Source organism: Rhodopseudomonas rhenobacensis, from assembly GCF_014203125.1.
In the GTDB taxonomy this organism is placed as follows: domain Bacteria; phylum Pseudomonadota; class Alphaproteobacteria; order Rhizobiales; family Xanthobacteraceae; genus Rhodopseudomonas_A; species Rhodopseudomonas_A rhenobacensis.
This window is the reverse complement of record NZ_JACHIH010000023.1, coordinates 63,137-82,585: the sequence shown is the minus strand read 5'-3', so window position 1 is coordinate 82,585 and position 19,449 is coordinate 63,137. Positions and strand designations below refer to the sequence as shown.

Genomic DNA, 19,449 nt, shown 5'->3' with positions numbered 1-19,449 from the left:
GTCATCGCCGCGCGCGTTGGCCGGTGGCCACCGGCCAACGCGCTAAGCCGCTTCCATCGCACATTTTGCTCAATGGGCAGATACAAGGGGGCGCCGCGTGATGTCGAGGCGCCCCCTTACCCGACCCGGCTTCGCTGCGCTTCGCCGGGTCGACCTCTCCCCGCAAGCGGGGAGAGGTGAAGCGGTGCTTGCAGCGGCGTTCTGCAATCCAGACTGCGCGTGATGGTCTTGGATGGCTTCGCTTTTCGTCTCGCCGCCGTCAATTCGCCACGACCCGGACCGGCGCCGCGCCCGGCGCCCGGCAGGCGCGCAGTTCGGCAGCGATGGCGCCGTTCAGCGCGGCTTCGAGCTGGTCGAACAGCTTGACGATCATCGCCGCGTCGGTGACGCGGTGGTCCCAGCGGACGATCACCTCCATGCCGCCATCGGCATCGAGCTGGCCGTAGCTCAGCAGATACGGCCCCGGGCTCAGCGCATAGAGCTCGCCGGGGCCGAACGCCGCCACCGAGGTGATGCCGTAGCTGCCGGCGTAATTGGCGTGCTGCCGGCCCATGTTGAGGCCGAACGCCCAGGCCAGCTGGCGGATCGGCCAGGGCAGGCTGGTCAGCCGCATCATCCGGCGGAACGCCGGCACCTCGGCGATCGGCGCGGTGCGGGCGTGACAGATCTGCGCGTCGACCTCGGCCAGCGGGATCTCATCGGCGGCCGAGACCTTCTGCATCAGCACGCATTGCTCGCCGTCGAGGCAGCGCGCCACCGCGATCATGCCGACGCTCTGCGGCAATTCGTAGAAATGCGCCCACGGCCATTTGATGAACAGCGTGCGCAGGATCGGCGCGTCGCGCGCCACCAGGCAGAACGCCTTGGCGAAGATCGCGGTCCACCCCGGGCGCGCCGCCGCGACCGCCCGCGCCGCGGCGAGCGGCGAAAGGTCGAGCTTGCGCTTCATCGTGATGAACGGCACCCGGTGCGACGCCCGCATCAGATCGATGACGAACTGCCGAGGCCGCGAGACCTTGCAAAACCTTCCGCGCATTTTACGAGGGCCGCATCACGGCGCCGGCGTGGCGAGCGGCTTGGTCTTGTCGACCACATAGACGGCGATCACCTTGGCGGATTTGTCGCCATGCACCTTGGCGTCGTGCACCACGCCGGCCGGGATCGCGTAGGAATCGCCGGCCTTCAGATGCTGGGTCGGCTGCCCGTCGATCAGCATTTCTGTTTCGCCTTCCAAAACATATCCGGTCTCGATGCCGGGATGGGTGTGTCGCCCGGCGCTGCCGCCCGGCGGGATTTCGGCGATGCCGGTGACGGTGACGTAGCCGTCGGGAAACTCGAGCTTTTGCAGCGGGGTGCGCTTGATGCCGCCCTGCTGCGCCAAGGCCAGATTGCCGATCAGCGCCAGGGTAACCAATCCCAACAGAATTCGTTTCATATTGTCTCCTCCCTGACTGGGAGATTAACAGCGCCGTCTCGGTTGCGGAAGCCGATCGGGCTACGCCGCGATGGGACCGCCGAAGTACGGCATCACAGCACCGCTCATCGGATGCGGCCGGCCCGAGGTGAAGATCAATTGTGCATCGCGGGATTGGCCGGCCGGCGTGCTTGCGCCGCCGAGCAGATTGGCGACCCGCCGGGCGATCGCCGGCGCCGGATCGATCCAGTCCACCGGCCACGGCGCCAGCGCCACCAGCCGGTCGCGCAGCAGCGGATAATGCGTGCAGGCCAGCACCACCGAATCGGTGCGCACGGAGCCGTCCTCGACGAAGCACGGCGCGATCTCCGCCAGGATCTGCGCGTCGCTGACGGTGGCGCCGCCGAGCGCCGCTTCGGCCAATGCTGCGAGATGCGCCGAACCGACCAGCGTCACCTTGCAGGCCTGGGCGAAGTCGCGGATCAGCGCGCGGGTATATTCCAGCCGCACCGTGGCGCTGGTGCCGAGCACCGACACCCGCTTGGTCCGCGAGGCCGCGCAGGCCGGCTTGATCGCCGGCACGGTGCCGACGAACGGCACCTTGTAGCGCGCCCGTAGCGGCGCCAGCGCCATGGTGGAGGCGGTGTTGCAGGCGATCACCACGAGATCCGGGGCGTGGGCTGCGATCAACTCGCCGATCAGCGGCACGACGCGGCCGATCACCGCCGCTTCGCTGCGCTGGCCGTAGGGAAAGAACGCGTCGTCGGCGACATAGACGATGCGCGCGTCGGGTCGGACCTTGACGATCTCGCGCAGCACGGTGAGGCCGCCGAGGCCGGAATCGAACACCAGGATGGTGGGAGAGGCGGACATGCTTGGATGATTCTGCGATGTTTCCCGTGGTCCGCGATGCTAGGCGGTTATGGTTACCGCCTCCTTGCGATCGCAGAACGCGACCGATGAGTCGCGCGAAAAGAGCTTTAGACCGGCAGCAATGGCCGATGTGGGGCAGCGGGCCATTCGATCTGGACCCTATCCTGCGGCCGGACGTCGCCGCCCTGGCGCACGATCGCCATCACCCCGGCCTTGCGGATCAGCCGGCCGTCGGCGTCGCGATCCAGCGTCGCGGCCATCAGGCCCTTCTGGAAATCGTCGATCTGCACGCAGGGGTTGCGCAAGCCCGTCAGTTCGACGACCGCGCTGTCGCCGAGGTGCAACAGGGTGCCGGTCGGCAGCGCCAAGAGGTCGATGCCGCGCGTAGTGACGTTCTCGCCGAGTTCGCCCGGCTGCAGGCGAAACCCCTTGGCGGCGAGTTCGTCGAACAGTTCGGCGTGGATCAGATGCACCTGGCGCAGATTGGGCAGCGTGGGGTCTTTCCGCGCGCGCGAGCGGTGCTTGACGGTGACGCCGCAATGGCCGTCGCCGTCGACGCCGAGGCCCGCCAGCAGCCGGATCGACATTCCCGGAATCTTGCTGAAGTGGTGCCCGCGGCGAAAGCTGACGGCGACGACATGGCTCATATCTGGATCAGCTCTCCCCGAACACCCGCTGGAAGATGGTGTCGACGTGCTTGAAGTGATAGCCGAGGTCGAATTGCTCGGCGATCTCGGCGTCCGACATGTATTTCTTCACGTCCACGTCGTTCTTCAACAGCGTCTGGAAATCGCCTTCGCCGCGCCATACCGGCATCGCGTTGCGCTGCACCAGGCGGTACGACTCCTCGCGCGAACAACCCTTCTGGGTCAGCGCTGTGAGTAGCCGCTGCGAATGGATCAGCCCGCCGAGCCGGTCGAGATTGCCCTGCATGTTCTCCGGGTACACCAAGAGCTTGTCGATCACGCCCGCGAGACGATTGAGCATGAAATCCAGCGTCACGGTGGCGTCGGGCGCCAGCATCCGTTCGGCCGAGGAGTGCGAGATATCGCGCTCGTGCCACAGCACGACGTTTTCCAACGCCGGGGTCACATAGGCGCGCACCATGCGCGCCAGCCCGGTGAGGTTTTCGGTCAAGACCGGATTGCGCTTATGCGGCATCGAGGACGAGCCTTTTTGTCCTTCGGAGAAATACTCCTCGGCTTCCAAGACCTCGGTGCGCTGCAGATGGCGGAATTCGATCGCCAGCCGCTCCACCGACGAGGCGACCACCGCGAGGGTTGCAAAATACATCGCGGCGCGGTCGCGCGGGATCACCTGGGTGGAGATCGGCTCGAGCTTCAGCCCCATCGATGTGGCGACGTGTTCTTCGACCCGCGGATCGATATGCGCGAAGGTGCCGACCGAGCCGGAGATCGCGCAGGTCGCGACTTCTTCGCGCGCCGTCACCATGCGGGCGCGGGCGCGGCTGAATTCGGCATAGGCGTAGGCCATCTTCAGCCCGAAGGTCACCGGCTCGGCGTGGATGCCGTGCGAGCGGCCGATGGTCGGCGTCAGCTTGTGTTCGAAGGCGCGCTTCTTCAAGGCGGCCAGCACCTTGTCGAGGTCGGCGATCAACAGATCGGCGGCGCGCACCAGCTGCACGTTGAAGCAGGTGTCGAGCACGTCCGACGAGGTCATGCCCTGATGCACGAAGCGCGATTCGGGACCTACGAATTCGGCCAGATGGGTGAGGAAGGCGATGACGTCGTGCTTGACCTCGCGCTCGATCTCGTCGATCCGCGCCACGTCGAATTCGGCTTCCTTGCCGCCGGCCCAGATCGCTGCGGCGGCGGATTTCGGGATCACCCCGATTTCGGCCTGCGCGTCGGCGGCGTGCGCCTCGATCTCGAACCAGATCTTGAAGCGGGTCAAAGGCTCCCAAATGGAGGCCATTTCCGGACGGGTATAGCGGGGGATCATCGCGTTCTCGCAGGGTTTTGGGGATTGCGCCGCGCTTTAACAGAAAGGGGGGAGGGAGGCCACCGTTTCGCGGGGCGGGTGGATCGCCGGCGCCTGCGTGGGCGCGGCGCGGGGGGCGAGGCGGCGGCGGCGAGGCGGCGGCGGCGTGGCGGCGGCGAGGCGGGGCGGCGAGGCGGCGTGCAGTCGCTTGCTTCTTTCCGGCCCCCGTGTCCCGGACGCGGAGCGGCGCTTGCGCCGCGCCGCGAGCCGGTACCGTTACGGATGCTGCGCTCGGATCTGGCGGTGGAAATGCTTCGCCTCGAACGGCCCCGGCTCGCACCGCAACGCTGCCGCGTTGCGCAGCGTCCGGGGCACGCTCTGGAGAGACCGCGCAGGGCGGGCAAAGCGCAGCGTGGCCACATCCCCCGCTGTCATTCCGGGGCACGAGCGGCGCAAGCCGCGAGCGAACCCGGAATCCAGTATCCCAGAGCGGTGTGCATGAACACGATCGCCCGCCCCGATGCCGCGGCGCCCGGGCCACACGACTCTGATTATTTTCCTAGACCGATTGACGCGCCTTCCAGCAAGGATTATATTCATAAACGTCCCGCCCCGATGCGAGGGGCGTTCGCGATCGTCACGACCGCGGGGCGGGATGCGGTGGACGGGAGCGGCGTTCGAGCCCCGATCGCGCCAGGAGTAATCCTGGCGTTGCGACGGGCTGACGACCACGCAGCCCCCGGACGGCCGAAGTCGCGATATCCCAGCGCATCGCCTTGCGCGGGAGCAGCGCCAAGCCTGCCAGCCCGACGGGCGGCGGCCGCCGGCCGAGAGGCGGTGGCCACCTCCCAGACAGGCCAGCGGGACGGTGCGTCAGTCTCCCTTCAACGGTGGATTACTCAGGTCCGCCCACCGGGGGTCGTTCGCGAACTAAGCCGTTAACACCATCGCGTGCGGAACGCCGGGGGTTTTCCGGTGGAGCCGTGGTGACGAACTCGTGTGCTTGTTTTCATTGCGCACGAGGCCGCGGGTGCATCGGGCACCCGGCGTTCCGCACGCCCTCGTTTAAGGAGGGCAGGGACGTTCCAGCGCAAAACTCGGGCTCGAGGAGCCGCGAGAACGGAGCGACGTGGCTGTTTGACATGGTGGTGGTGATGAATGCGCGCGGTGAGCCGCAGACGGTTAAGCCAACACCAGGCCGCAATAAGCCTAGCTTGCGTTAAACTGGCATCGATTGCAGGTTCCGTTGTAGCCATGTCGGTCTAGTCGGGGGCGGTTCTGGAAGACTTGGAAGTCATCATTCAGGAGTTCACGGCGGCCAAAAAGGACGCGGACGGTCCGATTCGGTGGGTGCTTATGCCGAATACTGACACGGCTAAGGCGCAATTCATCGTTACTGTGCCAAGCCGGCCTATCCTGTCGGCCAAGGTCCACTTGACGGCTCACGTTCACCGGATACCGGTCAAATATGGGTTTTCGTTGATTCTCGGCGGTGTGCACCGAATTGTTGGATTGGACGTTAACCCTGGTCGTGGTCATCTAAATCTTACCGATCTGGGGCGCATTTCTGTCCGGTGCACTCACTGGCAGGCATGGCCTAATGATCTAGTCACCCCGGATGACCGCGACTGTTCGCATTTGCAGTGGTTCAGGGAGTTCTGCCGAAAATCCCTGATTGATTTCAAAGGTTCGTATAGTCCTCCGCCGCATCTGGGTGGTGAGCAAATGAGGCTGTTATGATGACTCTCAAGAGTAGCGCAGAGAGCTTGGAAGCAGCCTGCCGTGAGCTTGTCCGCGTCGAGCGGTCTAGCCTTGGCCTAGAAGTGCAGCTTCCGGTCATCTATCCAAATGGCGATCTTGTTACGGTTGTCGTGACGGAAGAGAACGGCAGCACCATTGTGCACGACGGCGGCTTTGCCGCCATGACACTCGCTACCGCAGGTGTTGCGATCACGCGCAAGATGCGCGACCGCATCGTCGCGCTATCAACCCACTACGGTTGCGAGTTTAGAAACGAACGGATGATTAGGACCGCGCTGGCGGATGACTTGCCGCTTGTTGTTGCCGTAGTGGCGAATGCCTCAAGGACAATCGCGGACCAATTGCTGCAAACTCATGCGCAGCCGCTATTTACGTTCAGGCAAGAGGTGATTGCTCGCGTCAAAGAGTATGTTGGCGCGAAGCGGGTTCGCGAGAATGAAGCCGTCACCGGCAAGAGTGGCACGCAATACAACATTGGAGCCGTGGTTCTGGACAAGGCGCTCCGAGATCCCGTGGCATATGTCGAAGCTGTCAAAGACTTAGATGGCGTGAATAAACGCTTTCGCGAGTTCTATGATATTTCACAGATGCTATTTAACCCGGAGCCAGATCGCATCATCATGTACGACGACAATGCCAATCTGAGGCAAGGCGATCTGATCATCTTGCAAGACGTGAGCAACGTTGTTCGCTTCTCGGATGCCGAAACGCGCTTTAGGCAGATGGCAACTGACTAAGCAGTAGGCCGCAGGTGGGCAAAGCGAAGCGTGCCCACCACCGCGATATGATTGTCATTATGTTCGGCGTTGTGGTGGGCACGGCGCCAGCGCGCCTTTGCCCACCCTACGAGTTACGATCGTTGAGCGCCGTTCAGGCCGCTTAGCTCTCAAACAGACGGCCGTCATTCCGGGGCACGAGCGGCGTAGCCGCGAATGAACCCGGAATCCAGTACTCACCGCCCTGGAATACTGGATTCCGGGTTCGCTCGGCCTACGGCCTCGCGCCCCGGAATGACAGCTTTTTTCGGTCGGCGGCGATAGCAGGCAACTACACCGCTTCCCCCCGCGCCAACGCCGCCGCGTTCCTGATCCCCTCGATATTCGCCTTGTAGCTCTCCAGCGTGCCGCCCTTGAACACCGCGGAGCCCGCGACAAACGCGTTGGCGCCGGCGGCGGCGAGTTCGCCGGACACCGCGGAGGTGACGCCGCCGTCGACCTCGATGTCGATCGGGCGGCCCGCGGTCATCGCCCGCAGGTCGCGGATCTTGTTCAGCGCCGAGGGGATGAAGGCCTGGCCGCCGAAGCCGGGATTGACCGACATCACCAGCACCAGGTCGACCAGGTCGAGCACGTATTCGATGGCGCCGAGCGAGGTGCCGGGATTGATCGAGACGCCGGCCTTCTTGCCGAGCGCGCGGATCGCCTGCAGCGAGCGATGCAGATGCGGCCCCGCCTCGGCGTGCACGGTGATGTGGTCGCAGCCGGCCTTGGCGAAGGCTTCGAGATAGGGATCGCACGGCGCGATCATCAGGTGGGCGTCAAAAATCTTCTTGGTGTGCGGCCGCATCGCCTTGATGACGTCGGGGCCGTAGGAAATGTTCGGCACGAAATGGCCGTCCATCACGTCGAGATGAATCCAGTCGCAGCCGGCCTGATCGACCGCGCGGACCTCTTCGCCGAGCTTGGAGAAATCCGATGCCAGGATCGAGGGCGCGATGACCAGAGGACGAGGCGAAAAAGACATGGGCGCTCCCTGCACGAGACGGCTGATTGATGATCCCGCGTAACATGCTGATAGCGGCGGAGCAATCGAGCGGCGCGTCCGCCTTGCGCCGCAATTGCGTCGGCAAGTTCTGCCGCCGGCGGCAGCTTCTGCCCGGATGCGGCGCCGCAGCGGCGGGCGATCGCATTGTTATCGCGACGGTTTTTCGATGGCACGCGGATTGCTGATCAATACGCAGGGAATGGTATGCCGCACCGCGGCCGATCCAGGAGTTTGCCATGCTGTCAGCCCTTACCGCCGCGTCCTCCGCGCTCGATCTCTTGAAATCGCTGAGCTCGTCGAAAACCTCGTCGACGTCGTCGAGCTCGTCGACCGCGTCGAGCAAGAGCGCGGCCAGCAGCCTGTTCGAGGTCGACAGCGACAAGGACAAGAATTCGTCGACATCGAGTTCGAGCTCCAGCGCTTCGTCGCAAAGCGGCGCGTTGTCGTCGAGCCTGCTCAGCGCGCTGCTCGCGGCGCAGAGCCAGAGCACCGCGACCACCAGCTCGACCTCGTCGACCGACACCACCGCAACGGACCCCCGCGACGCCGCGTTGAAAGATCTGTTCGCCAAGCTCGACAGCGACGGCGACGGCAGCATCACCAAGGCGGAATTCGAAGACAAGCTCGGCGCCGGCGGCACCAACACCGCCAATGCGGATTCGGTGTTCGCCAAGCTCGACAAGAACAGCGACGGCTCGGTCAGCGTCGATGAACTGGGCTCAGCGCTGAAGGGCTCGGACAAGGGCCATCACGCCGGCGGCGCGGCCGGTGCGGGCGGCTCCGGCGGCGGATCGGGCGACGGCTCCGACGTCACCGGCACCACCACCACCACGACGACCAACGCCGACGGTTCGATCACCACCTCGTTGACCTACGCCGACGGCTCCAAGGTGACGATGACCTCGGCCGCCAGCAGCTCGACCTCGTCGGCCAGCGCCAGCTCGTCGTATAATTTCATCGAGCAGATGATCCAGCGCCAAGCCAAGGCGGCCTCGACTTCGGCCGCTTCCTCAGTATCGGTCAGCGCCTGATCGGGCTGACGGACGGCCATATCGGGGTGATCCGCGGGGTGGTCGGGGCTTCCTCCACCCACCACGCGGTCATTCCGGGGCGCGAGCCGCCTAGGCGGCGAGCGAACCCGGAATCTTGCCACCCGTTAGAGAGTCCGCCGCGTGCAGCGAGATTCCGGGTTCGCTCGAGCTAAACGCTCTCGCGCCCCGGAATGACGGGTTATTTCTGCAGCACCGAACGAGGCACAAGCTCAGCGCGCAAACCGCTCCTTCCAGGCCGGCAACGCGCCGGCGAACGGCAGCGCGGTCGCCTCATAGACGCCGCGGGCGATCGCCCGCGACACCGTGTTGGCGGCGATCATGCCGAGCTCGGTGAGCCCCGCCAGCGGATCGATCGGCGTCTTGCCGGTCGCCGCGGCAAACACCAGATCGCCATCGAGCGGCGCGTGCACCGGATAGATCGCCCGCGCCATCCCGGTCTGCGCGATCATCGCCAGCCGCTTGGCCTGCGGCTTATTCAGGATCGCGTCGGTGACCACCACCACCAGCGTGGTGTTCTCCACCGCAGTAGCGCCGGCGGCGCCCTTCAGCCGCATCGTCAGCATCTCAGGGGTGAATGCGGCGGGAAGGCCACGGCCGCCGAATTCATCGCCCTGTTCGAACGGCGCCGCCCAGAACCACGGCCCGTCGCCGACGGTGACGGCGCCGGCGGCATTGACCACCGCCAGCGCGCCGACTTTGATGCCGCCCGGCGTCACCGCGGAGGCCGAGCCGAGCCCGGCCTTGAAATTCGCCGTGGTGGCGCCAAAGCCGGCGCCGACGCTGCCGAGCGCAAAGGTGTCGCTTGCCGCCGCCGCCGCGGCGTAGCCGAGATCGCGATATGGCGGGAACCGGCCCCAGGCTTTGTCGCCGCCGTTGATCAGGTCGAACACGATGGCGCCGGGCACGATCGGGATCAGCGCGCCGCCGACCTTCAAGCCGCGGCCCTGTTCGGCGAGCCAGGCCTGGATCCCGGCGCCGGCGTCGAGCCCGAACGCCGAACCGCCCGCCAGAGCGAAGCCGTCGATCTGCTCCACGGTGGAGGCGAGGTCCAACAGCGCGTCCTCGCGGGTGCCGGGGCCGCCGCCGCGGACGTCCAGCGCCGCCACCACGGGGGTGTCGAACAGCACCGCGGTAACGCCGGAGGCAAGGCGGGCGTCGTCGGCATGGCCGACCTTGACGCCGTCGATGTCGGTGAGCAGATTTTGCATCGGGAACGCTCCGGATCGCGAAACGGTGCAAGTGGTTACCGCTTTCGCACGGCGATCACAACGCCGGGAGCGGGCGCTGCAGCCTTGCATCCGGCCCCGGCTGCGGTGCATCTAGCGGCATGATTCACGATGTCTCGATCCCGGCCGCGCTGATCGCCGGCCTCGTCAGCTTTTTGTCGCCCTGCGTATTGCCGCTGGTGCCGCCATACCTGATCTATCTGACCGGCGCGACCATCGAACACGTCGCCACCGGAGAGCGCGATGCCGCCTCGAAACGCGCGGTGATGATCTCGGCTTTGATGTTCGTGCTGGGATTTTCCACGGTTTTCGTGGCGCTCGGCGCCAGCGCCAGCCTGGTCGGCAGCCTGATCCGCGCCTGGTCGGCGCAGCTGTCGATCATCGCCGGCATCATCATCATCCTGATGGGGCTGCATTTCTTAGGCCTCACCCGGATCGGCCTGTTGATGCGCGAAGGCCGGATGCCGATTCCAAAACCCGTGGGCCTGTGGGGCGCCTATGTGATGGGGCTGGCGTTCGCGTTCGGCTGGACGCCGTGCATCGGCCCGATCCTCGCCGCCATCCTCTCGGTCGCCGCCGCCGAAGCCACCGTCGCCAAGGGCGCCGGACTGCTGGCGGTGTATTCCGCCGGCCTCGGCATTCCGTTCCTGCTGGCGGCGTTGATGGTCGAACAATTCTCCGCGGTGTTCGCGCGGATGAAGCGGCATCTCGCCAATGTCGAGCGCGCCATGGGCGTGCTGATGGTGTTGACCGGAATCGGCTTCCTCACCGGCGCGGTGAGCAGCGTTTCGATCTGGCTGCTGGAGACGTTCCCGGCGCTGGCGAATTTCGGGTAGCGGCTGAAAACAAAAACGCCCCGGCGAACCGGGGCGTCTGAACTCGGTGCGCGACTGCGAAGAATTACTTCGCCGGTTCGATCTCGGCGTAGTTGCCCTTGGCGTCCCACTTGTAGACGACGTAGTCGATCAGCTTGATGTCGCCCTTGGCGTCGAACGACAGCTTACCGAGCACGGTGTCCCACTCGCCGGCCTTGATGGCGTCCATCACCTTCTTCGGGTCGGTGGTGCCGGCCTTCTTGGCGGCTTCCGACCAGATCTGGAACGCCGCGTAGGTGTACAGCGTGTAGCCTTCCGGATCGATGTTCTTGGCCTTGAACTTCTCGACGATCGCCTTGGCGGTCGGTTTGTTGCGCGGGTCGGGGCCGAAGGTGAACAGCGTGCCTTCGGCGAGCGGCCCGGTGATCGAGGCGAATTCCTTGTCGTTCATCGCATCGCCGGCCATCAGCACGGTCTTGAGGCCCTGGTCGCGCATCTGGCGCAGGATCAGGCCGGCTTCCTGGTGATAGCCGCCGACGAACACCAGATCGATGTTCTCACGCTTCAGCCGCGACACGATCGAATTGAAGTCCTTGTCGCCCTTGTTGTAGGACTCGAACATCGCCTCGGTGAAGCCGGCCTTGTTCAGCGCCTTCTTGGTCTCGTCGGCCAGACCCTTGCCGTAAGTGGTCTTGTCGTTGAGGATGGCGACGTTCTTGCCCTTGTAGTTCTTGACGATGTAGTCGGCGGCGACCAGGCCCTGCTGATCGTCGCGGCCGCAGACCCGCAGCACGTTCCACAGCTTGCGTTCGGTGAACAACGGGTTGGTCGAGCCCGGGGTGATCTGCAGCACGTTGCCTTCGGCGTAGGCTTCCGAGGCCGGGATCGACGACGACGAGCAGAAATGCCCGGCGACGAACGGGATCTTGCTGCCGGCGATCTTCTCCGCCACCGAGCGCGCCTGCTTCGGATCGCAGCCGTCATCGCCGACCTGCAGCGCCAGCTTCTTGCCGAGCACGCCGCCGGCGGCGTTGAGATCGACCACCGCCTGCTCGGCGCCGTTCTGCAACTGCCGGCCGAACGCGGATTCCGAGCCGGTCATCGGACCCGCCACCGCCACCGTGATGTCCTGCGCCAGTGCCGTCGTCGACAGCGCCAAGGAGGCGCCGAATGCCAGACCGATGAGTTTGAGTGGTTTCATAGAATGATCCTTGCGGTAATCTTTGCGGGATTGTCGGAACCTCGGCCCGGCGCGCGCCGGGCGCAGTTCACAACCATTGTCCGCTGAATTTCGTGCCAAGTCATCGGCATTTTTCAGGCAGTTTGTCATCCGAATGACGCATCTTGCCGCAGCAATAGCGATGTTAGCGTGTCCCGGACGCGGTGCAGCGCGCAGCGGTGCGCCGCGAGCCGGGACCGTTACGACGGCAGCATCTGAAACGGTCCCGGTTCTGCCGAGCTGCGCAAAGCGCAGCCCCGCGCCCGGAACACGAAGTGAGTGGCGCACTACGCGCCGCGGCCGCCTTCGAGATAGGCGGCGCGGACTTCCGGGCGCTGCAGCAATTCGGCGCCGCTGCCGGACAGCGTGATCAGTCCGTTGACCATCACGTAGCCGCGATGCGCGAGCCGCAGCGCGTGGTTGGCGTTCTGTTCGACGATCAGCACGGTCAGGCCGTCCTGCTTATTCAGGGTGCGGATCGCCTCGAAGATCTGCCGCGCGATCAGTGGCGCGAGGCCGAGCGATGGCTCGTCGAGCAGCAACAGCCGCGGCCGGCTCATCAGCGCGCGACCGATCGCCAGCATCTGCTGCTCGCCGCCGGAGAGCGTGCCGCCGCGCTGGGTCAGGCGTTCCTTCAGCCGCGGGAACAAGGTCAGCACCCGCTCCAGTCCGGCGGCGCGATCGGCTTCGCTGGTCTCGGTGGCGTCGGCGCCCATCTGCAGATTTTCCGCAACGCTCATCCGCGGAAAGATCCGGCGGCCCTCCGGCGATTGCGCGATGCGCAGCCGCGCGATGTGATGCGTCGGCACTTCGGTGATGTCCTGCCCGTCGAATGCGATGCGGCCGGCCTTGGCGCGCGGCTTGCCGAAGATCGTCATCATCAGCGTCGACTTGCCGGCGCCGTTGGCCCCGATCAGCGCCACGATTTCGCCCTGCGCGATGTCGAGGTCGACGCCCTTCAGCGCTTCGATCTTGCCATAGGCGGCGCGCAGGCCGCGGATCGCCAGCAGGGGGGTGGTCATGCGTCTGCCCTCGTGCCCCGGACGCAATGCGATACGAAGTATCGCATTGCAGAGCCGGGGCCGTTCCAGTGCACGGCGCTCGTAACGGTCCCGGCTCTGCGGGGCAGCGCTTGCGCGCTGCGCCGCGTCCGGGACACGGATCGATCAACCCTCACAGCCCCAACTCCTGCTCGACCGCGGCCACCTCGTCGTCTTCGACGCCAAGATAGGCGGCGATCACGCGGGCGTCGTCGCGGACGTGCTGCGGCGTGCCGTCGGCGATCTTGACGCCATAGTCCAACACCACGACGTGATCGGAAATTTCCATCACCACGCTCATGTCGTGCTCGATCAGCAGGATCGAGGTGTTTCCCTCGGCGCGGATCGACATCAGCAATTCGCTCAAGCCGGCGCTCTCGCGGGCGTTGAGGCCGGCGGCGGGCTCGTCGAGACAGAGCAGCGCCGGGGTGGTGCACATCGCCCGCGCGATCTCCAGCCGGCGCTGGTCGCCATAGGGCAGGTTGCCGGCGGCGTCGTCGGCGCGCTCCAACAGCCCGATTCGTTTCAGCCAGATTCGCGCGAGCTCGATCGCGCTGGCTTCGGCACTGCGCCACGACGGCGCGCCGATCAGCCCGAGAAAGGTCAGCCCGGAGGCACGCATCAGGGCGTTGTGCTGCGCCACCATCAGGTTTTCCAGCGCGGTCATGCCGGGAAACAGCCGGATGTTCTGGAAGGTGCGCGCCACCTTGGCGATCTTGGAAATGCGGAAATCGTTCAGCCGCTGCAGCTGGTAACTTTTGCCGTCGCGATGGCTCAGCCGGATGGTGCCGCCGGTCGGCTTGTAGAAGCCGGTGATGCAGTTGAACACGGTGGTCTTGCCGGCGCCGTTGGGGCCGATCAGCGCGGTGATCTCGCCGTGCCGGGCTGCGAACGACAGGCCGTTGACCGCGACGATGCCGCCGAACCGCATCGCCAGATTGTCGACCTCGAGGATGGGATCGCCGCTCATCGGCCTTCCTTGACGAGGTCGGAGGAGATCGCCCGGCTCTGTTCTAGAAATACAGTCGGGGCGCGGTGGCCGATCAGGCCGCGCGGCCGCCAGATCATCAACAGCACCATCGCCAGGCCGAACACCAGCATGCGGTACTGATCGAGACCGCGGAACAGCTCAAAGCCGCCGATCATCGCCACCGCGGCCAGCGCCACGCCGAGCTGCGAGCCCATGCCGCCCAGCACCACGATCGCCAGCACCAGTGCGGATTCCTGGAACGTGAAGGACTCCGGCGAGATGAAGCCCTGCCGGGTGGCGAAGAAGGCGCCGGCGAAGCCGCCGAACATCGCGCCGGTGGCGAATGCGGTGAGCTTGGTGGTGGTGGTGTTGATGCCGAGCGCGCGGCAGGCCACCTCGTCCTCGCGCAGCGCTTCCCAGGCGCGACCGATCGGCAGCCGGCGCAGCCGGATCGTCACCCAGTTGGTCAGCAGCGCCAGTGCCAGGATCAGATAGAACAGGAACACGATGCGGTGGGTCGGTGAGAATTCGATGCCGAGCCGGGCGGCGAGGCCGTCCTCGGCCGGGGTCAGCGGAATGCCGAACATCGTCGGGCGCGGAATGCCCGAGATGCCGTTGGGGCCGCCGGTCAGGCTCTGCCAGTTGATGATGACGAGGCGGATGATCTCGCCGAACGCCAGCGTGACGATGGCGAGATAGTCGCCGCGCAGCCGCAGCACCGGAAAGCCGAGCAACACGCCCCAGAACGCCGCGAGGATGCCGGCGAGCGGCAGGCAGACCCAGAACGACAGCCCGAAATTGGTCGCCAGCAGCGCATAGGAATAGGCGCCGACCGCGTAGAACGCCACGTAGCCGAGGTCCAGCAGCCCGGCGAGGCCGACCACGACGTTGAGGCCCCAGCCCAGCATCACATAGGTCAACACCAGGATGCCGAGATCGAGGATGTAGCGCTGATCGTAGAAGATCACCGGCATCAGGAAGGTGAAGCCGAGCATCAGCGGCGGCAGCACCCGGCCGGCGAACGACAACGCGCCCTGCACTTTGGGGCCGACGCTGTGCACGGTGCCGACCGGGCCCCACCACCAGCGCAGCAACTCGACGACGATACTGCCTGCGAACACCGCGCCGACCATCGCGGCGAGGTCGCCGAACCTGGTCCAATAGATCAACTGGCCGGTCGGGCCGGCCTCGGTGCGCACGCCGATCATCAGCGAAAACAAAACCAGCGCCACCAGGGCGCTGATCAGCGACTTTTTGAAAATGAACGCGACGTCGAGGCCGCGCTTCTTGGCGGCAGCGGCGGTCGCGGCGGCGGCGGGGGCCGGAGTGAGGGGTGCCACGCGCGCGCTCAGACTTTTTCAACTTCCGGACGGCCCAACAGGCCGGTCGGAAGGAAGATCAAAACGATGATCAGAATCGAGAACGCCGCAACGTCCTTGTACTCGACCGAAAAGTAGGCCGACCACAGCGTTTCGATCAGGCCGATCAGGAGGCCGCCGAGCATCGCGCCGGGCAGCGAGCCGATGCCGCCCAAGACCGCTGCGGTGAACGCCTTGATGCCGGCGACGAAGCCCATGAAGAAGTCCACCAGGCCGTAATACAGCAGGTACATCATGCCGGCGACCGAGGCCAGCGCGGCACCAATGACGAAGGTCATCGAGATGGTGCGGTCAACGTCGACGCCAAGCAGCGCCGCCATGGTCTGATCCTGTTCGCAGGCGCGCATGTCGCGGCCGAGCCGGGTTTTGGCGACCAGCCAGGTGAAGATCGCCAGCAGCACCACCGTGGTGATCACCACGATGATCTGGATGTTCGACAGCCGCACCACGAAGCCGTCGGCTTCATACAGCGTATAGCCGCCGGTGATGATCGGCGGCACCGGCTTGACCCGGGCGCCCTGCGCCACCTGCGAATAATTCATCAGCACGAACGACATGCCGATCGCCGACAGCATCGGCGCCAGCCGGAACGAGTGCCGCAGCGGCCGGTAGGCGATGCGTTCCACGGTCCAGCCGTACAGCGCGGTGATCGCCATCGACACCAGCAGCACGATCAACAGGATCACCGGCACGAAGGTGAGGCCGAGCGAAACCAGGATCAGGAACGAGATCAGCGCGATGAAACCGCCGATCATGAAGACGTCGCCATGGGCGAAATTGATCATGCCGACGATGCCGTAGACCATCGTGTAACCGATCGCGATCAGGCCGTAGATCGAGCCGAGCACGATACCGTTGATCAGTTGTTGGGCGAAATAATCCATGGGCTGCCGCGTTGGAGACCGAACAAACTCATATCGATGCCGATCGGCCATGCAAGACCGATGCCCACTTTACGGCGTGGGGACCGACGCGATGGGGACCCGGGCAGTCGGAAATCGCATACGGTATTTTTCTAACAGTGCGAATCGGCGGCGGCAACAGATCAGGCTGCGACTTATGGCGGACGGGTGTGGATGGCGGTTCTTTCACCGCGGTTTGCACGCAGCCGTGATCGTGGACCGGGATTTTTTGCGCAACCTTTTTCGCGCGACGCCGGTTGGTTCTTGTTGCTACCCACCAAGCAGGCGTTGGAATGCCGAAACAGAACCAGCCGCGTCAGGGTCAGCAGAACCAGACCCCGAGTCAGAAGCCCGGCCAGCAGGAGCAGGGCGGGGGCCAGAAGCCCGGCCAGCAACAGCAGGAGCCGAGCAAGGGCGCCAAGCCCCGCGAGCGCTAGCTCTTTCATCGTCTGGAAGTCCCGCCGCAAGGCGGGATTTCTTTGCCTGTTGAGAGGTATTCAGGTGAGGCGAATCCGCCGTTAAGGTTAACAAAACCTTTCGATTGCCAGTCACGGTTAACAGATGGTTACCTTCCGCGACCGTGACCGCCCTTGCGACCGGGCTGCCATGGATGGTGGTGGAACCGGACGGCTGCGACATGATGGCGACGAACTGGCGGATCAGTACCTTCAACGGCGCGCTGCTGGCGGCCTATTTCATACCGTCCTGGACGGCGGCGGCGCTCCGGATCATGATTTCCCCGGTGTCGGGGTTCTACGACCGGCCGAACATTTCGATCGCCTTGTTCATCAGCGACTATCTGCACCTCGCCGCGATGTCGACGGTGCGCGCCGCCTGGCTGCTGGCGCTCGGCAAGCTGACGGTGGTGGCGTTCTTCGGCGTGTTCGTGGTGCTGACCACCCGGGTCAACATCCGCAAGGCCGGCGGCTGCGACGAGGCGCTGGGCTTCGCGCTGGCGATCGGCAGCCTGATCAGCTTCGTCAGCATGGTGATGGCCGCCAAGGTCGGCGAGGCGGCGGCGTTGCGGCTGCACGCCACCGAACTGCTGCTGTTGCTCGGCACCGCGATCCTGTTGGCGGTGGAGCCGCCGCTGTCGCGCAAGGCGGCCCACGACGACGTCGCTTCTGAAGAGCCGGCGGAACCGGCTTACATGCCGCCGCAGTCGAAGGCGGCATAGTGCGATTGCCCGCGGGCCGGGACAAAACGCGCGCTAGCGAAAGAACAGTCTCGTCAAAATCGCCACGTTGAGCGCGATGGCGAAGCCGACCATCCATTTCACCAGGATGAGTTCAGAGCGAATTTTGGTGAGTTCGTTGTCGACGCGGGAAAAGCGGTCATCGTAGTTCGCCAGCGTTTCGGAATTGCTCTCTTCCTGTCGCTGCTCTCGGACTGGCACCGGACTCTCCGCTGCTTTTGAACGCCTTCGCCTTCGATTGAACGATTGAAGCACTCGCGCGGCTGCGAAGCCAGCGCGTTCCCCTCCCCTCTTGCGGGCCCCGCAAGGGGGAGGGGAACAGAGGCGCTCCTCTATCACCGCTGCGTCAGAAACCCGATCACCGCGTCGGTGAACGCGTGCGGCTGTTCGATGTTGGAGATGTGCGCGGCGTCGAGCAGCGTCATGCTGGCGCCGGGAATCCGGCTGCGGATGAATTCGCCGGCGGCGACCGGGGTGGACTGGTCGTGGCGGCCGACGATCACGAGCGTCGGCTTGGCGATCTGCGGCAACAGCTCGCGCTGATCCAGCGTGCTCAGCGTCTCGCAGCAGGCCATATAGCCCTCGACCGGCGTCGCCAGCAGCATGGCCCGCAATCGCTCGGTCGCCTGTGGCTCTCGCTCGCGAAACTCCGCGGTCAGCCAGGCGGCGATCACGGTGTCGGCGATCGCCTGCAGCCCGCCATCGCGCACCAGCTTGATGCGATTCTGGAAGTTGGTCGGGTCCGGGTAGTAGCAGGTGGTGTTGGCCAGGATCACCCGGTCGAGCCGCTCCGGCGCGTGGGCGGCGAGCCACTGCCCCTCCATGCCGCCCATCGACAGTCCGCACCAATGCGTCTTGGCGATGTTCAGCCCGTCGAGGATCGCCAGCACGTCGCGGCCGAGCCGCTCCATCGTGTAGGGGCCGGGCGGCACCTGGGATTTGCCGTGGCCGCGGCGATCGTAGCGCACCACGCGGAAAAGGTTGGTCAGCGCCAGCATCTGCGGCTTCCACATCTCCGTGGTGCAGCCGAGCGAATTCGACAGCATCAGGGTCGGCGCGCCGTCGCGGCCCTCCACCGACACGTTCAACAGGCAACCGTCGGCATCGATCAGCGGCATCTGTGGTCTCCATGTGAAAGGACGGCACGGCGCGGTGCCGTGCGATTGTGCGGTGCACGGCCGGCCGCGTCGAGCGCGGCGCCCGGGCGGCCGCGGCTGACAGCTTGCAGCCCGGTGATGATGCGTGGGACGCAGGTCATGGCGGCGGCTCCGGCCGATTGTGGTGGCTGGGCGATGCTGTATCATCGCGATTCTGCCAAGCTTTTTCTTTTCCCGCAGCCGTGCTTTACTCGACGAACAGCGCCGCCGAGCAAGGCGGCCCTAAGGGAGGATAGTCGATGGCCATGACGATGAGCGGCGAGGTCCACCTCGTCGCGCCGCGTGCGCTGGTGTGGGAAAAACTCAACGATCCCGAAGTGCTGAAGGCCTGCATCCCGGGCTGCGAGGAGCTGGAAAAGACCGAGGACGCCGAGGGCTTTCGCGCCGTCGCCAAATTGAAGGTCGGGCCGGTGTCGGCGCGCTTCAAGGGCCGCGTCACCCTCACCGATCTCGATCCGCCGAACGGCTACACCATCACCGGCGAAGGTGAGGGCGGCGTCGCCGGTTTCGCCAAGGGCGGCGCCACCGTCGGGCTGACCGACAACGAAGGCGGCACGCTGTTGTCCTACAATGTCGAAGCCCATATCGGCGGCAAGCTGGCGCAGCTCGGGCAGCGGCTGATCAACGGCTCGGCGAAGAAACTCGCCGACGAGTTCTTCTCGAATTTCGGCAAGGCGGTGCAGCCGGCGGTGCAATCCGACGCCTGAGCGATCAAGTTGTTTTGACTGCGGATCGGCGGAT

Annotated in this window: 20 protein-coding genes; 6 read left to right on the top strand and 14 right to left on the bottom strand. The window is 65.4% G+C overall.

The features are described 5' to 3' along the window. Window positions 1-259: 259 nt before the first annotated feature. From HNR60_RS16875 to purB, 5 genes are all read right to left on the bottom strand, one after another. A complete protein-coding gene (locus HNR60_RS16875; RefSeq protein WP_184259569.1) occupies window positions 260-1,036 on the bottom strand; it encodes an acyltransferase in 777 nt (258 codons plus the stop codon). A gap of 15 nt (window positions 1,037-1,051) precedes the next feature. Continuing rightward, window positions 1,052-1,435 (bottom strand): cupin domain-containing protein, encoded by a 384-nt coding sequence (locus tag HNR60_RS16870; protein ID WP_184259567.1) that lies wholly within the window; start codon window positions 1,433-1,435, stop codon window positions 1,052-1,054. A 60-nt stretch (window positions 1,436-1,495) separates the two neighbouring features. Further along, entirely contained in the window at window positions 1,496-2,287 is a 792-nt protein-coding gene (murI, locus tag HNR60_RS16865; RefSeq protein ID WP_184259565.1) for a glutamate racemase, read from the bottom strand. A gap of 107 nt (window positions 2,288-2,394) precedes the next feature. Continuing rightward, the gene (locus tag HNR60_RS16860) at window positions 2,395-2,934 is read right to left on the bottom strand and encodes an MOSC domain-containing protein (RefSeq protein ID WP_184259563.1); all 540 of its coding nucleotides are present in this window, start codon (window positions 2,932-2,934) and stop codon (window positions 2,395-2,397) included. A gap of 7 nt (window positions 2,935-2,941) precedes the next feature. Then, window positions 2,942-4,249 carry an adenylosuccinate lyase gene (purB, locus tag HNR60_RS16855; protein ID WP_184259561.1) on the bottom strand — a complete coding sequence of 436 codons (1,308 nt, stop codon included), beginning with the start codon at window positions 4,247-4,249 and terminating at the stop codon, window positions 2,942-2,944. A gap of 1,715 nt (window positions 4,250-5,964) precedes the next feature. On the opposite strand from purB, the gene HNR60_RS16850 reads away from it, so the two are divergent. Beyond that, on the top strand, window positions 5,965-6,726 hold the full coding sequence (locus HNR60_RS16850) for a hypothetical protein (protein WP_184259559.1): 762 nt from the start codon (window positions 5,965-5,967) through the stop codon (window positions 6,724-6,726). A gap of 310 nt (window positions 6,727-7,036) precedes the next feature. On the opposite strand, the gene rpe is transcribed toward HNR60_RS16850, so the two are convergent. Further along, complete coding sequence (gene rpe / locus HNR60_RS16845; RefSeq protein WP_184259557.1) at window positions 7,037-7,732, bottom strand: ribulose-phosphate 3-epimerase; 696 nt, start codon at window positions 7,730-7,732, stop codon at window positions 7,037-7,039. Window positions 7,733-7,989: 257 nt separating this feature from the next. Here rpe and HNR60_RS16840 point away from each other — a divergent pair, with 257 nt between their 5' ends. Continuing rightward, on the top strand, window positions 7,990-8,784 hold the full coding sequence (locus tag HNR60_RS16840) for an EF-hand domain-containing protein (RefSeq protein ID WP_184259555.1): 795 nt from the start codon (window positions 7,990-7,992) through the stop codon (window positions 8,782-8,784). Between the two features lie 230 nt (window positions 8,785-9,014). Here HNR60_RS16840 and HNR60_RS16835 read toward each other — a convergent pair whose 3' ends face one another. Further along, complete coding sequence (locus tag HNR60_RS16835) at window positions 9,015-10,013, bottom strand: P1 family peptidase (protein WP_184259553.1); 999 nt, start codon at window positions 10,011-10,013, stop codon at window positions 9,015-9,017. Between the two features lie 119 nt (window positions 10,014-10,132). Between HNR60_RS16835 and HNR60_RS16830 the strand changes: the two genes are divergently transcribed. After that, a complete protein-coding gene (locus HNR60_RS16830; RefSeq protein WP_184259551.1) occupies window positions 10,133-10,867 on the top strand; it encodes a cytochrome c biogenesis CcdA family protein in 735 nt (244 codons plus the stop codon). Between the two features lie 64 nt (window positions 10,868-10,931). Here the strand turns inward: HNR60_RS16830 and HNR60_RS16825 are convergent, their stop codons facing one another. The 5 genes from HNR60_RS16825 to HNR60_RS16805 all read right to left on the bottom strand — a co-directional run bounded on the left by HNR60_RS16825 (window position 10,932) and on the right by HNR60_RS16805 (window position 16,338). Further along, window positions 10,932-12,047, bottom strand: a complete 1,116-nt coding sequence (locus tag HNR60_RS16825) for a branched-chain amino acid ABC transporter substrate-binding protein (RefSeq protein WP_184259548.1) — start codon at window positions 12,045-12,047, stop codon at window positions 10,932-10,934. Between the two features lie 305 nt (window positions 12,048-12,352). Next, entirely contained in the window at window positions 12,353-13,087 is a 735-nt protein-coding gene (locus tag HNR60_RS16820; protein WP_184259546.1) for an ABC transporter ATP-binding protein, read from the bottom strand. A gap of 151 nt (window positions 13,088-13,238) precedes the next feature. Then, window positions 13,239-14,075: an ABC transporter ATP-binding protein gene (locus HNR60_RS16815; protein ID WP_184259544.1), complete on the bottom strand. Its 837-nt coding sequence runs from the start codon at window positions 14,073-14,075 to the stop codon at window positions 13,239-13,241. Continuing rightward, on the bottom strand, window positions 14,072-15,427 hold the full coding sequence (gene livM, locus HNR60_RS16810) for a high-affinity branched-chain amino acid ABC transporter permease LivM (RefSeq protein ID WP_210313641.1): 1,356 nt from the start codon (window positions 15,425-15,427) through the stop codon (window positions 14,072-14,074). The genes HNR60_RS16815 and livM overlap by 4 nt, the downstream gene beginning before the upstream one ends. Continuing rightward, complete coding sequence (locus HNR60_RS16805; RefSeq protein ID WP_184259542.1) at window positions 15,424-16,338, bottom strand: ABC transporter permease subunit; 915 nt, start codon at window positions 16,336-16,338, stop codon at window positions 15,424-15,426. Before HNR60_RS16805 ends, livM begins: the two co-directional genes overlap by 4 nt. A gap of 311 nt (window positions 16,339-16,649) precedes the next feature. On the opposite strand from HNR60_RS16805, the gene HNR60_RS16800 reads away from it, so the two are divergent. Continuing rightward, window positions 16,650-16,793 carry a hypothetical protein gene (locus HNR60_RS16800; protein WP_184259540.1) on the top strand — a complete coding sequence of 48 codons (144 nt, stop codon included), beginning with the start codon at window positions 16,650-16,652 and terminating at the stop codon, window positions 16,791-16,793. Between the two features lie 203 nt (window positions 16,794-16,996). Further along, entirely contained in the window at window positions 16,997-17,533 is a 537-nt protein-coding gene (locus HNR60_RS16795) for a hypothetical protein (RefSeq protein WP_246432980.1), read from the top strand. Between the two features lie 33 nt (window positions 17,534-17,566). Here HNR60_RS16795 and HNR60_RS16790 read toward each other — a convergent pair whose 3' ends face one another. Together HNR60_RS16790 and pcaD are read right to left on the bottom strand one after the other, a co-directional pair. Further along, window positions 17,567-17,752 carry a hypothetical protein gene (locus tag HNR60_RS16790; RefSeq protein ID WP_184259538.1) on the bottom strand — a complete coding sequence of 62 codons (186 nt, stop codon included), beginning with the start codon at window positions 17,750-17,752 and terminating at the stop codon, window positions 17,567-17,569. A gap of 134 nt (window positions 17,753-17,886) precedes the next feature. After that, window positions 17,887-18,669, bottom strand: a complete 783-nt coding sequence (gene pcaD, locus HNR60_RS16785) for a 3-oxoadipate enol-lactonase (protein WP_184259536.1) — start codon at window positions 18,667-18,669, stop codon at window positions 17,887-17,889. Between the two features lie 278 nt (window positions 18,670-18,947). Here pcaD and HNR60_RS16780 point away from each other — a divergent pair, with 278 nt between their 5' ends. Next, on the top strand, window positions 18,948-19,415 hold the full coding sequence (locus HNR60_RS16780; RefSeq protein ID WP_184259534.1) for an SRPBCC family protein: 468 nt from the start codon (window positions 18,948-18,950) through the stop codon (window positions 19,413-19,415). Window positions 19,416-19,449: the final 34 nt, after the last annotated feature.